General features: G+C 66.8%; 8 protein-coding genes. 5 read left to right on the top strand and 3 right to left on the bottom strand.

The genetic code is table 11. The features are described from left to right. Nucleotides 1-92 precede the first annotated feature (92 nt). On the top strand, nt 93-1643 hold the full coding sequence (locus FHW97_RS06370) for a tryptophan halogenase family protein (RefSeq protein ID WP_253941627.1): 1551 nt from the start codon (nt 93-95) through the stop codon (nt 1641-1643). A gap of 81 nt (nt 1644-1724) precedes the next feature. On the opposite strand, the gene FHW97_RS06365 is transcribed toward FHW97_RS06370, so the two are convergent. Continuing rightward, nucleotides 1725-2915: an ROK family transcriptional regulator gene (locus FHW97_RS06365; RefSeq protein WP_107716300.1), complete on the bottom strand. Its 1191-nt coding sequence runs from the start codon at nt 2913-2915 to the stop codon at nt 1725-1727. 228 nt (nt 2916-3143) lie between these two features. Between FHW97_RS06365 and FHW97_RS06360 the strand changes: the two genes are divergently transcribed. Continuing rightward, nucleotides 3144-5714 (top strand): glycoside hydrolase family 3 protein, encoded by a 2571-nt coding sequence (locus FHW97_RS06360; protein WP_216647670.1) that lies wholly within the window; start codon nt 3144-3146, stop codon nt 5712-5714. A gap of 68 nt (nt 5715-5782) precedes the next feature. Here FHW97_RS06360 and FHW97_RS06355 read toward each other — a convergent pair whose 3' ends face one another. After that, nucleotides 5783-7072 (bottom strand): sugar porter family MFS transporter, encoded by a 1290-nt coding sequence (locus FHW97_RS06355; protein WP_171798419.1) that lies wholly within the window; start codon nt 7070-7072, stop codon nt 5783-5785. 215 nt (nt 7073-7287) lie between these two features. On the opposite strand from FHW97_RS06355, the gene FHW97_RS06350 reads away from it, so the two are divergent. Genes FHW97_RS06350 through FHW97_RS06340 form a run of 3 tightly spaced genes read left to right on the top strand, consistent with a single transcriptional unit; the run spans nt 7288 to nt 12979 of the window. Beyond that, nucleotides 7288-10719: a LamG-like jellyroll fold domain-containing protein gene (locus FHW97_RS06350; protein WP_171798418.1), complete on the top strand. Its 3432-nt coding sequence runs from the start codon at nt 7288-7290 to the stop codon at nt 10717-10719. Next, nucleotides 10719-12191 (top strand): carboxylesterase/lipase family protein, encoded by a 1473-nt coding sequence (locus FHW97_RS06345; RefSeq protein WP_171798417.1) that lies wholly within the window; start codon nt 10719-10721, stop codon nt 12189-12191. The genes FHW97_RS06350 and FHW97_RS06345 overlap by 1 nt, the downstream gene beginning before the upstream one ends. Next, a complete protein-coding gene (locus FHW97_RS06340) occupies nt 12188-12979 on the top strand; it encodes a GDSL-type esterase/lipase family protein (RefSeq protein WP_370525327.1) in 792 nt (263 codons plus the stop codon). Before FHW97_RS06345 ends, FHW97_RS06340 begins: the two co-directional genes overlap by 4 nt. On the opposite strand, the gene FHW97_RS06335 is transcribed toward FHW97_RS06340, so the two are convergent. Further along, a complete protein-coding gene (locus FHW97_RS06335; protein ID WP_171798415.1) occupies nt 12972-14048 on the bottom strand; it encodes a putative zinc-binding metallopeptidase in 1077 nt (358 codons plus the stop codon). The genes FHW97_RS06340 and FHW97_RS06335 overlap by 8 nt on opposite strands. Nucleotides 14049-14157: the final 109 nt, after the last annotated feature.

Raw genomic sequence — 14157 nt, 5'->3', positions numbered from 1 at the left:
AGAGGATCTTTTCACGAGCCTCCTGACTGACCCGCCGTCCAACTTCTCCCCTGGGCGGCGGGTCTTTTCGTTTCAACCACACGAGTGTTGCCATGACCGACATGCCAGCCGCCCAGCACGCCAAGCCCATCCGCCAGATCGTGATCGCCGGCGGCGGCACGGCGGGCTGGATGGCTGCCTGCTATTTTTCCGGCCGGCTGGCGCGGCAAGGCGTGGCCATCACCGTGGTGGAATCCAGCGCGATCGGCACGGTGGGCGTGGGCGAAGCCACGGTGCCGGGCATCCGCGACTATTTCCGTGCGATCGGGGTTGAGGATATCGACGTGCTGCGTGCCACTGGCGGCACAGTGAAACTGGGCATCGAGTTTCGCGATTGGGCCCAACCCGGCAGTCGCTTCTTCCATCCGTTCGGGCTCTATGGCGTGCCCTCACGCGGGGTGCCGTTTCACCAATACTGGCTCAAGCTGCAACATGACGGCGAGCCGACCGACCTTGCGGCCTACAGCCTGTGCAGCGCGCTGGCGCAGCGCGGCGCGTTCATGCTGCCGCCTGACAAGCCGGTGAATGACCTGGCGGTGTTCGACTGGGCGGTACACTTCGACGCCAGCCGCTTTGCCGCGATGTTGCGCGATCGCGCGCTGGCGCAGGGCGTGCGCCACTTCGACGACGTGATCAACGACGTGGCGTTGGATGCGCAGACCGGCCATATCGCGCATCTGGTAACAAAAGAGCACGGCAGCGTTGCCGGCGACCTTTTCATCGACTGCACGGGCTTTCGTTCACTGCTGCTGGGCAAGGCGCTGGGCGTGGAGTGGACCGACTGGACCGATCTGTTGCCGTGCGACCGGGCGGTGGCCATTCCCTGCGCCGCCGATGCCACGCGCGATTGGCCCTATACCGTCAGCACCGCGCAAGAGGCCGGCTGGCAATGGCGCATCCCGCTGCAGCATCGCGTGGGCAATGGCTATGTCTATTCGAGCGCGATGCTATCGGATGACGAGGCCACGGCCAAGCTGCTGTCACGCCTGGAAGGTGAAGCCCTGGCCGAGCCCAACCTCATCCGCTTTGGAGCCGGGCATCGCCAGCGGTTCTGGGCGGGTAACTGCGTGGGCATGGGCTTGGCGGCAGGGTTCCTGGAGCCGTTGGAATCGACCAGCATCACCCTGATCCAGACGGCGATCGAACGCCTGGCGGAATTCTTTCCCGATGCCACGTTCGATCCGGCGCTGGCCGACGAATTTAACCGCGCCACCACACTGGAATATGCCCGCATCCGCGATTTCCTGATCCTGCATTACCTGGGCAACCGGCGCGTGGGCGAGCCGTTCTGGGACCGCCTGCGCGAGGCCGACGTGCCCGAGATGCTGGCCCACAAGCTGCGCCTGTTCCGCGCACGCGGGCGGCTGGTGCGGTATGAATGGGAAAGCTTCCTCGATCCCAGCTGGCTGTCGATGTACGCCGGGTTCGACTGGCTGCCCCCAGCACACGATCCCATGGCCGATCACTTTACCGATGCGGAAATCAGCGAGGCGCTGCGCCGCATGCGTGAAACCGTAGCGGGTGCCGTGGCCGAGGCACGGCCACACCGCGATTTCATTGCGCATATCGCCGGCGGCACACCGGCCGGCCCATTGGCCGCCTGAACCCGCGCCCGCCCGTTTGCACCAAGGATGATGCCGCCATGGATGGCCTGCGCCCGGCCAGCAGCCTTGCCGCCCTGCGGCTCAACCCTGGGCGTCTGCCGTCCACAGCACGCGCGCGGCGGGCAGCAGGAAATGGCTGAAGGGCAGGATCGCCGCGCCCACAGCGGGGGCATCTTCGGCCAGCCAGGCGCGCTGGACCAGCGACAGCGCCGGAACATGCGCGCCACGCCGCTGCAACAGCTGATTCAGCCGATCGGCCAGCGCATCGACCCAGCGCCCCGGCAACCGGCCGCCGACGAAAATCGCCGCCGGGTTGATCAGGCAGTTCACCGCGATGAGGGGATCGCACAACTCTTCGGCGGCGCCTTCCACCCAGGCAGCCATGGCACTGGCGAGACGAGGATCATCCGGGTTGCCGCGCAGATCAGCCTCGGTCAGGCCGACCGCACCAAGGGCACGGCGCACGCCCGAAAGCGAGACGAGATCCTGCACCGGGTGCGGGGCCTGTCCTTCCCGCCGCGCCAGCATGAAGCCGATTTCGCCGCTGCGGCCATTGGCACCGCGAAAATAGGCGCCATCCACGACCAGGCCACCGCCCAGTCCGGACGAAACCAGGATGTAGAAAAAGCTGGAGCAGGTCTGGCCGTGGCCCAGTTGCTGTTCACCCATCGCGGCTGCGGCAGCATCATTTTCAACGAAGATCGGCAGTTCGAACGGGCCACGGAACAGGTCGGCAATGTCGGCAGTTTCCCAGCAGGCGAAATCGGCAGGCCGGCCGGGCAGATCGACCAGACCGAAATCGTCGGGCTTTGCCACCCCCAGCCCAACAAGCCGCGCCGGCTCGACCCCGGCCTCGTCCAGCAGGCGGCGGATCGATCCGCGATAGAGCGCCTGGACATCGGCCGGCATCGGGAAGGCAATGTCCTGAGTAATGCCGGCAACCACCGCGCCGGCAAAATCGACCACGACCAGCGTGATGTGATCGCGATCGATGTTGACGCCAATGGCATAGCAGGCCGACCGGTTGATCACCAGGCGCGTGGCAGGCTGGCCGCGTCCGCCGCGCCGCTGGCCAGCATCCTCGATCAGGCCATCGGCCATCAGACGCTTGGTAATGTTGGCGATCGCCGGCGGGGTAAGCCCGGTGATGCGGGCCAGATCGATGCGGGTAAGCGGGCCGTTGACGCGGATGGCATGCAGCGTGACGCGCTGGTTGTGATCGGCCGCACGCTCAAGGTTCGTGCCCGACAGACGGATCTGATCGCTGGCCATTATGCCGCCCGCCCCTGTGGGGTTGCCGTCCGGGGCGGTTTCAACCTGTTCATCGTGCCTCGATCCCATGTGTTTCTATTGCCACGCACGGCCTGCGAAACAAATGCGAAAAGCGGGGCATTTGCGCGCAAATTTCATGCATCAGCCTGTCGGTTATGCCCGACTTTGGCACAGCCCCTCGTGAAAACCAAAAAATATTTAAACTTGTTTTAATTAAGGATGCCCGGAATGCCTGTAAATCGTTTTCGCCTATCAACTTACCTGTCGACAGCGGCTGCACTGGCCTTTGGCCTGGGCCTGTCGTGGGGTGGCGCGGCCTGCGCGCAGACTGCGCCGAGCGAGGCTGCCCTTCCCGCAGCCGCTGCCAGCGCCGTGGCCCACCCCGCGCTGTGGCCCCAGGCCCGCTGGCCCTGGCGCCAGGATGCCGCGATGGAAGCGCGCATCGCCGCCCTGATCAAGCGGATGACGCTGGAGGAGAAGGTCGGCCAGATCCTTCAAGCCGATCTTTCCACCGTCACGCCCGACGACGTGCACCGCTATCACCTGGGATCGGTGCTCAATGGCGGCAATGCCGGCCCTGGTGGCAATGACTATGCCCCGGCGCCCGAATGGCTCAAGCTGGCAGACGCGTTCTATGATGCCTCTGTCGACAAGCGCGATGGCGGCGTGGCCATCCCGGTAATGTGGGGCACCGATGCCGTGCACGGGCACAGCAACATCGTGGGCGCCACGCTGTTTCCCCACAATTCCGCGCTGGGCGCCACGCACGATCCCGCGTTGCTGCAACGCATCGCCGCGGTGACCGCCACCGAAGTGCGCGTGACCGGCATCGACTGGACCTTTGCCCCGACCATCACCGTGCCGCAGGACACCCGCTGGGGCCGCGCCTTTGAAGGCTATTCCGAAGATCCGGCGCTGGTGGCCAGCTATGCCCGGCCATTCATCGAAGGGCTGCAGGGCAAGCCCAATTCCGGCCCGCTGCTGGCGGGGCCGCACGTGATCGCCACGGCCAAGCACTTCCTGGCCGATGGGGGCACCTTCGAAGGGCGCGACCAGGGTGATGCCGTGATCGACGAGGCAACACTGATCAAGGTGCATGCACAGCCCTATGTCAGCGCGATCGACGCCGGGGTGCTGTCGATCATGGCCAGCTTTTCCAGTTGGCACGGCGTGAAGATGACCGGCAACAAGAGCCTGCTGACCGACGTGCTCAAGAGGCGCATGGGCTTTGCCGGCCTAGTGGTGAGCGACTGGAACGCGCATGGCCAGGTGGCCGGGTGCAGCAACGCCTCGTGCCCGCAGGCGGTCAACGCCGGGATCGACATGCTCATGGCGCCCGATAGCTGGAAGGCGCTCTATCACAGCCTCATCGCGCAAGTGCAGGATGGCACCGTGCCGATGGCACGACTGGACGAGGCCGTGGGCGCGGTGCTGCGCGTCAAGATGCGCGCTGGTCTGTTCAGCGCCGGGCGCCCCTCTTCCCGCCCCTATGCCGGGCAGTTCGATCTGCTGGGCAGCGCACCCCACCGCGCGGTTGCCCGCCAGGCCGTGCAGGAATCGCTGGTGCTGCTCAAGAACGAAGGCGGTCTTTTGCCGCTGTCGCCCAAGGCGCGCATTCTGGTGGCCGGTGATGGCGCCAACGACATTGCCCGGCAATCGGGCGGGTGGACGCTTTCGTGGCAAGGCACCGGGCTTGATCCCAAGCTGTTCCCCGGCGCCACCACGCTGTGGCAGGGCATCGATACAGCAGTGCGCGCGGCAGGCGGGCAGGCCACGCTTTCGCCCGATGGCAGCTTTGCCGGGCAAAAGCCCGACGCGGCTATCGTGGTCTTTGGCGAGACGCCCTATGCCGAATTCCAGGGCGATCTGCGCAGCCTGCAACTCAAGCCCGATCTGCGCACGCCGCTGGAAACGATGCGCAAGCTCAAGGCCGCTGGGGTTCCCGTGGTAGCGCTGATGCTGACCGGGCGGCCGCTCTATGCCAACCCGTTCCTCAACCTGGCAGATGCCTTTGTCGTGGCGTGGTTGCCGGGATCGGAAGGCGAAGGCGTGGCCGATGTGCTGCTGCGCGGCAGCGATGGCAGCGTGGCCCACGATTTCACCGGGCGCTTGCCGTTCCGCTGGCCGATGACGGCCGTGCCGGGCGGGGCAACGCTCTATCCGCTGGGCCATGGGCTGTCGCTTAAAACTCCCGCGCCGCGCTGGGTGGCCCTGCCCGAGCAATCGGGCGTTGACGACAGCGCGGGCAGCACCACCGAGTATTTCCAGAAAGGCGTGCCAACGCCAGGCTGGTCGCTGGAAATCCAGAACGCCGGCACCGGCGGGGTGACGCGGATCACCAGCGTGCCCGCCACGGTGGCCGATAGCGGCGTGGCCATCACCGCCAGCGATTACCAGGTGCAGGAAGGGGCGCGGACCTTTGCCTTTTCCGGCAGCAAGGGCACCGCGGCGCTGGCGCTCACCACCCACGCCCCGGCAGACCTCTCGCGCGAGACCAACGGCGAGATGATGCTGGTGACCACGATCCGCGTGGATGCGGCGCCCACCGCGCCGGTCACCCTGGCGATGGACAGCGCCGGAAAGGCCACCAGCCTGTCGCTGGGCAAGCTCGACATGCTGCCGCGCGGCACCTGGTCGACGCTGGGCATTCCGCTGCAGTGCCTGCGCACGGCAGGGGCGCGGATGGATGCGGTCGACGCGCCGCTGATCCTGTCAACCGGCGGGGCGATGACGATCAGCCTGGCCCGGGTGAAGCTGGGGATGGATGCGCAAGTGCGGCTGCCCTGCGCCACGCATTGATCGCCGCGCCAAGCCCTCTTGACGCATGACGCGGGCCGGGACGATCCCCGGCCCGCGCCCATGCATGGTCAGTGCGAAAGCCGCGCGGCCAGTTCCTCGAGATCGACGCCGCGCGTTTCGGGGAAGAAGCGCCAGACCACCACCGCCTGCACCGCCATGGCCAGGGCAAAGACCACGAAGGGCAGGCTCTGGGTGAACTGCGCGACCACCGGGAAGGCAAAGCTGATCGCGGCGTTGAGCACCCAGTGCGTAGTGCTGCCCAGCGCCTGGCCGCGTGCGCGCACCGGCGTGGGAAAGATTTCCGACAGATAGACCCAGATCACCGCCCCTTGGGAAAAGGCAAAGGCAGCGATGAACAGCACGAGCAAAGGCAACAGGAACTGCGCGCCGCTGCCCGAGGCATAGATCGCCGCCACGCCCGCCAGCGCCAGCGTAGTCCCAATCGCGCCGGTAAGCAGCAGCGGGCGACGGCCCACGCGATCGATCACCGTCATCGCCACCATGGTGGCAACAAGGTTGGTCAATCCGATGGCGACCGCCTGAAGATCGGCGGACACGCCGGTGAAGCCAGCCGCAGCGAAAATGTCGTTGAGGTAATAGAGAATGGCATTGATGCCGGAAAGCTGGTTGAACGCGGCAATCGCGATCGCCAGCAGGATCGGCCGGCGATGGCGCCGCCAATCGAGGCGTGCATCGGATTGATCGGTGCTGGCCAGCGCCATGGCATCGAGGCCAAGCCGGTCTGCCGCCACCCGTGCCTGCGCCCCACGCCCCTTGCTCGCCAGCCAGCGCGGGCTTTCGGGAATGCCGGGCAGCATCACCGCAAAGAACAGCGCCGGCAGGGCCGCGATGCCAAGCTTGGCCCGCCAGGCGATGTCAGCCGGAAGCGCCAGCGCCAGCAGCCAGTTGCTGCAATAGGCCAGCAGGATGCCGGCAACGATGTTGAACTGGAACATCGCCACCAGCCGGCCACGCAGGGCCGCGGCGCTGACTTCGGAGATATAGACCGGCGCCAGCACCGACGAGCCGCCGATGGCAAGGCCGCCCAGAAAACGAAAGGCCACAAACAGCGCCATCCCGCCCGCCAGGGCAGAACCGATCGCCGAAACGAGATAAGCGACACCGATCCAGGTCAACACCCGGCGGCTGCCCAGGCGATCACCCAGCCCCCCGGCCACACTGGCCCCCACCAAGGTACCCCACAGCGCGGCGGAAACAGCAATGCCCAGCCCCGTGGCGGAAAGTGCGAAATGCTGGCGCAACGCCTCGGTCACGCCGGAAATCACCGCCGTGTCGAACCCGAACAGCAGCCCGGCCAGGCTGGCCGCGACGGCTGCACTCACGGCCGCCTTCGGCATCGGTTGCAGAGCCCCTTCCCCCGGGCCGCTACCGCCCTCGAAATTCGCATGCATCGCGCTCTCCCAATCATTAATTCAATTTGACTTATTAATTCGGTTTGCGTCAGAAAGGAACCGACGATGATGGGCTGGCGACCGCGACGACGGGCCATCTCATACACTGGTGCCAACACCCGGCCAAGCGGGTGACGCGCCGACCAGGAGAGGGATTTTCGATGCGTTTTGCCACAAGCCTGCTTGCTGCCACGATTCTGGGTGGAATGCTGGCCCCGGTCGCGGGTGCTGCGCCTGTGACCAACGGCGGCCCGTGGAATGCTGCCCTGATGCAAGGCGGCATCGGCATCACCCGCGAGGTGCCGACTACGGCTGCGGTGCTGGCCCCGCATGCCCCCACAGCCCTGGCCGCCTGGGTGCGCCCGCAGGCCATACAAAGCGGCACTGTGGTGCTGCTGTCGCTGGGCGATCCGGCCACGGCCTGCCGCTGCCTGGCCCTGATCGATGGCAAGCCGGCGCTGCGCATCGGATCGGCGATGATCGTGGCGCCCCGTGCGATTGTCGCCGGGCGGTTCACCCATGTGGCCGCCAGCTGGGATGGTGAACGCGCCACGCTCTATGTCGATGGGCAGGAAGTGGCGCGCGGCGGCTTGGCCGATGCCGGTGCCTTGGCGCCCCGCCTGGCCGTCGCCCCTGCCATGCCCGGCGCGCCGCACTTTGGCGGCGACCTGGTCGACGCGCGGATCGAGGATGGTGCGCTGCCGCTGCCGGCCGTGCAGGCGCTGGTTGCCACCCGGCCCGATTTCGATCTGGTGCAGATGTGGCACGTGGGGGTTGGTTGGGAATTCCAGAAGACCGCCAACACCGGCTATTGGCGCCAGCAGGATCCCTGGACACTGCCCCAGGCCAAAGGCGGCTTCTCCGCACCGGTGGCCAAGTCCGTGCCGGCTGCCGCCGTGGTTCAGCCGCTGGCCGATGGCGTGTGGCGGATCAACGGCTGGCAACTGGCTGGCGCGCCCGATGTGCCGAGTGCCGATGGGCCCACGCTTTCGCGCCCGGGCACGCCCAAGGGCCAATGGCGCGCAGCGACCGTGCCAGGCACGGTGCTGACCACGCTGGTCGATCGCGGGGTCTATCCCGATCCCTATTACGGGCTCAACAACCTGCGCATTCCCGAAAGCTTGGCGCGGCAGGACTGGTGGTATCGCACCAGCTTTACCGTGCCGGCGGATGCGGCGGGCAAGCGCCTGGCGCTGCGTTTCAACGGCATCAACTATGCCGCCGAAATCTGGGTCAACGGGCAGAAGCTGGGGCAGACCAAGGGCGCCTTTGCCCGCGGCGAATTCACGCTGGTGCCGGTGGCCGGCGAAAACGTGATCGCCGTGCGGGTTTCGCCGCCGCCGCATCCGGGCATTCCGCACGAGCAGTCGATCGCGGCCGGGGTGGGCGAAAACGGCGGCCAACTCGCCATCGATGGCCCCACGTTCGTGGCCACCGAAGGGTGGGACTGGATCCCGGGCATTCGCGATCGTGACACCGGGCTGTGGCAGGACGTGCAGTTGCGCGCCCGTGGCGACGTGCGCCTGCTCGACAGCCAGGTGGTGACCGACCTGCCCCTGCCCCGCACCGACAGCGCTGACGTGCTGATTACCGTGCCCCTGCGCAACGATGGCACGACACCGCGCACCGTGACGGTGCGCGCCGCGTTTGACGATGTCAGCGTGGAACGCAGCGTCACGCTTGCCCCCGGTGAAGGCGAAGTGCGCTTTACCCCCGCCGATTTCCCGCAACTGCGCATCAAGAACCCGCGCCTGTGGTGGCCCAACGGCTATGGCGAGCAGGCCTTGCACCCGCTGCATATCACCGCCACGGTCGATGGCGCGGTGTCTGACCGTGCCGAGACGCGCTTTGGCATTCGCGAGGTTTCCTATGACCTTTCGCTGATGGATCATGCCGGCGCGCTGCGCCGGGTCAACGTGCAACCCACCGATGGGCGCCTTGCCGGCACCAAGCTGATCGACGTGCGCCACGAGGCGATCAAGGAAACCCCGCGCGGCTGGGTGGAATCGCTCACGCCGGCCGGCGAAACCTCGTCCGGTGTGCAAGCGCTGGGCGCGGCCGACACGCTGCCCGAACCGCATCTGACGATCCGCGTCAACGGCGTGAAGATCGCCGCGCGCGGCGGCAGCTGGGGCATGGACGATGCGATGAAGCGCGTTTCGCGCGAACGGCTGGAGCCGGCCTTCCGCCTGCACAAGGAAGCCCACCTCAACATCATCCGCAACTGGATGGGCACCAGCACCGAGCCGGAATTCTATGACCTGGCCGATGAGTACGGCATGATGGTGCTCAACGATTTCTGGCAATCGACCCAGAATTTCCAGGTGGAGCCGCAAGACCCGCAGCTGTTCCTGGCCAATGCCGAAGACGTGGTGAAGCGCTATCGCAACCACCCCTCGATCATCATCTGGTTCGGCCGCAACGAAGGGGTGCCCTATCCCACGCTGAACGAAGGGCTGGACGATCTGCTGTTCAAGCTGGACGGCACCCGCTGGTACACCGGCAGTTCCAACACGGTGAACCTGCAGGGCTCTGGCCCCTACAACTACCGCCAGCCGCAGGGCTATTTCACCGATCTGGCCACCGGCTTTTCGGTGGAAACCGGCACGCCCTCGCTGGCTACGGCAGCCGCGATCGCGCAATATGTGCCCGAGGCCGATCGCTGGCCGCTGAGCGATACGCTGGCCTATCACGACTGGCATTTCTCCGGCAACGGCGACACCAAGACGTTCATGGAAAGCCTGAACCGCCGGTTCGGCGCGGCCACCAGCTTTGCCGATTTCGAGCGCAAGGCGCAGATGATGAACCTGGAAACCCACCAGGCCATGATCGAGGGTTTCCTGGGCCATCTCTGGACCAAGAACAGCGGGCGCCTGTTCTGGATGACCCATCCGTCCTGGCCATCGAACGCCTGGCAAATCTACAGCTCTGACTTTGACACCCACGCCGCCTATTACGGCGCGCAGCGTGCCGCCCGGCCGCTGCACGCGCAGCTCAACCTGCCCGACAATGCGCTGGTGCTGGTCAACACCACGCAGGACGATGCCAGGGGCCTGACGGTGACCAGCACGGTAACAGACCTGGCCGGCAAGGTGCTGTTCACGCGGCGCGACCGTGCCGACGCGCTGGCCAACCGCGATACCACGCTCAAACCCCTGCCGCTCGACACGATCTTTGCGTCGGCGCCGATGGTGCTCGTCAGCCTCAAGATCACCGATCGTGCCGGCAAGGCGGTCAGCGACACGGTCTATTGGCGCGGCAAGGACGAGGATGCCTATCGCGCGCTCAATGCCATGGGCGCCGCGCCGCTCGCGATCAAGACCGGCGCCCCGCAGGACAGCGGCAGCGAACGGGAAATGGCCATCACGCTGACCAACAGCAGCAGCACGCCGGCTCTCAACACCCGCGCCACGCTGGTGGATGCGGCTGGCAAGCGCATCCTGCCGGCCTATTACAGCGACAACTATGTTGCGGTCATGCCGGGCGAAAGTCGCACCATCACTGTGCGTTGGCCGGCCAGCGCCGGCACGGCGGCGGCGGTGACGCTGGAAGGGTGGAACGTGCCGGCCGCGCAACAGGGTCTGTCGCAGTAATGCGGCTGCGGCATGGCCTGGCCGCGCTGGCGCTGGCCGCTGCCCCGGCATGGGCAACGCCCGGCGCCGGGCACCCTGTCGCGCTGACGCAAAGTGGGCCGGTGGTCGGCACGGCCGACGCCGATGGCGTGACGCGCTTTCGCGCCGTGCCCTATGCCGCGCCGCCACTGGGCCCGCTGCGCTGGCAACCGCCGCAGCCGGCGCCGGTGTGGAAGACCCCGCGCGACGCCACCGCGCCAGGCGCAGCATGCCTGCAAAACGATTACGGCTGGAACCACGCCGACTATGTGCGCGGCAACGAGGATTGCCTCACGCTCGATATCGCCAGCCCGGCGCTGGCGGGCAAGCGCCCCGTCATGGTGTGGATCCATGGCGGCAGCAACCGCGCGGGATCGGCCGGTGGCACGGTGTTGAGCGACCTGGCGCGCCATGGCGTGGTGCTGGTGGCCATCCAGTACCGGCTTGGCATCTTTGGCTTTCTACCGCACCGCGCGCTGGCGGCAGAGCGCGATGGCAAGACCGGCAACTATGGCCTGATGGACCAGATCGCCGCGCTGCGCTGGATCAAGGCCAATATTGCCCGCTTTGGCGGCGATCCCACTCGGATCATGATCTTTGGCGAAAGCGCCGGCGCCGAAGACGTGGGCTATCTCCTTGCCAGCCCGCAAACGCCCGGTCTGTTCCAGGCCGCCGCCTTGCAAAGCGGCACCCCTGGCTTTGGCCTGCCGTCGCGCCCGTTGGCCGAGGCGCTGCGCCTGGGTGACCAGCTCGACGCCCAACTGGGCACCGATGGCAGCGCCGCGCCGCTGCGCACGGCATCGCCGCATGCCCTGCTCGATGCAGACAAGGCGCTGCACGACAGCGCGCTGGAAAGCGACGATTTCATGTGGCTGCGCGCCACGGTGGATGGCGCCGTGCTTCCTGCCGTACCCGAAGCCCTGCTGGCCAGCGCGCCACCGCGCCCGGTGATCCTGGGTTCCAATCGCGCGGAATTTGGCCTGCCCGGTGGCCGCCCGCATCGCGATGCCAACGTGGCCATGGCCTTTGGCACCAATGAAGCGCAGGTGCGCGCGTTCTATCGGCTGGATCAACCCGATCCGCCCGAAGACCCACGCCTGGGCAGCCGCGATTTGCACATCGCTACCGACATTCTGTTCCGCTGCCCCACCGGGCGCATGGCCGATCTCCTGGCCGCGCATGGCTGGCCGGTGTGGCGGTACGAATTCGATATCGGGCCAGGTGGCGCGCGCAGCTTCCACGGTGCGGACATCGGCTATATCCACAATGCCACGCCGCTGGCCGATGGCAGCACGCTGCAAGCCCACTGGATCGCGCTGGCGCAACACGGCGCGCCACTCGCGGGATGGCCAGCCTATGCGCCCAAGCGCACCCATCTTGTCATCAGCCCGCAAGGCGTCAGCACTGGCGAGGCGCTGGCCGACCTGCCCTGCCGTTGGAGCCGCTATCTGTGACCATTCCTGCCAATCGCCGCCGCTTCCTGGGTTTGATCGCAACGGCGCCGCTGGGTGTCGCTGGCGTCAGCACCGCCGCCCGCGCGGCGCAAGCCGTGGCACCCGTTTCCCCCACCCCTGTACCACCCCCTGCCGCCGTGGCATTGACCGATGACGAGCGGCGGCGGCTGACCGATTTTCCCTGGCTCGCCCGCTATGCCCAAGACAATGCCCGCGTGATCGCCACGGGCAAGCCGGTCAAGCTGGTCTTCATGGGCGACAGCATCACGCAGGGCTGGCCCGACAAGCACCCCGCCTTCTTTGCGGCAGAGGGCCGCGTGTGCCGGGGAATCAGCGGCCAGACCACGCCGCAGATGGTGCTGCGCATGATGGCCGACGTCATCGCGCTCAAGCCCCGCGCGGTGCACATCATGGCCGGTACGAACGACATTGCCGGCAACACCGGCCCAATGACCCTGCAGCAGACGCAGGACAACCTCGCGGCGATGGCCATGCTCGCCAAGGCCAGCGGCATTGCCGTGCTGCTGGCCTCGGTGCCACCGGCTGCACGGTATTATTGGCGCCCGGGCCTGGATACGGTGACCCCGATTGCGGCGATCAACCAGTGGCTGGCCAGCTATGCCGCCACGCACGGGCACACCTTTGTCGATTACCACGGCGCGATGCAGGATGGCGCGGGCGGCATGCGGCCGGGCCTCGCCTATGACGGCGTGCACCCGACCGAGGCCGGCTATGCCGTGATGGAGCAGGTGCTCTCGCCCATTCTGGCAGCGAAAGGCTTTAGCTGACCCGCGCGGCTGCCACGGTTTGCTGGATGAAAGACAGCTTGGCGATGATCGCGTCAGACAAGTGGAAGGGATAGAGGTCGGCCTGCCCCATCGCCCGGTTCACCGCGTTCATGGCAAAGGACACCGGCGCCATTTCCGCCGCCAGCGCGGCGGCATCGGCGCGATAGGGATCGAACTCCACCCCCACCTGGCCGTCACCGTCAAGCCCGCCAAACGCAGTTAGCGACAGATCAAAGCCGCGCGCCGTTGCCAGCACATCGACGATGTGCAGATAGTGGGCAAAGGTTTCGGCAAAATCCTCCCACGGGTGGCTGGTGGCATAGGCGCTGACGAAGTCCTCGGTCCACGGCTGCGCGCCACCGCCGTAGTGCGCGGCGAGCGCGGCACCGTAATCGGCGCGTTCGTCTCCGAACAGGGCGCGGCAGGCTTCCAGTGTCGCGGGAGCGGTCGCGATCAGGCGTGACCAGAAATGGTGCCCCACCTCGTGCCGGAAATGGCCGAGCAAAGTACGATAGGGCTCTCCCATGTCGAGGCGGACCTGCTCGCGATGGGCATCGTCGGCTTCGGCCACGTTCAACGTGATCAGGCCTTCGTCGTGGCCGGTGATGATCTTTGGGCCACTGCCCGCAGCGCCAAGCTCGCCATAGAGGAAATCGAAAGCCAACCCCTGCCGTTCCGGCGTTTCCTCTGCCTTGGTCTCCAGCGGCAGGCCAAGGCGGATCAGCGTGTGGAACAGGCGGCGCTTGGCCTCTTCCACCTTGGCCCACAGTGGCGGCACGGCGGAATCGGCCAGATCGGGAATGGTGCGGTTGTGCCGGCAGGCACGGCACATGCCGCCCGGCGCATCGCGCGTGGTCAGCCAGTTGCAGATGCCGAAATCGTTGTTGTTGGCGCAGACCACCAGATCGGCCGAAGTCTCGGTGCGATCCTTCCACGTGGTGCCCTCTTCCGCCAGATAGCGAAAGCGATCGATCGCTGGGTCATAGCCTAGCGTTGCAGTGCAGGCAGGGCAAACCCGCACTTCGAAATGGTTGAGGCGCAGGCATTGAGGGCAGGCAAACGGGCGCATCGTGGGGTTCCGGTCGTGTTGGGAAGTGACAGGCGGCTTGCCTTTGCGACCACTACGCCGCGCGGCCCGCCCTGGTTCCACAGCGACGGCGATCTTGCCGGCGCCGGGC

The sequence above is a fragment of the Novosphingobium sp. SG754 genome (genome assembly GCF_013149315.1).
In the GTDB taxonomy this organism is placed as follows: Bacteria; Pseudomonadota; Alphaproteobacteria; order Sphingomonadales; family Sphingomonadaceae; genus Novosphingobium; species Novosphingobium capsulatum.
Note: the sequence above shows the minus strand (reverse complement) of the source record. Positions and strands in the feature narration are given on the sequence as shown.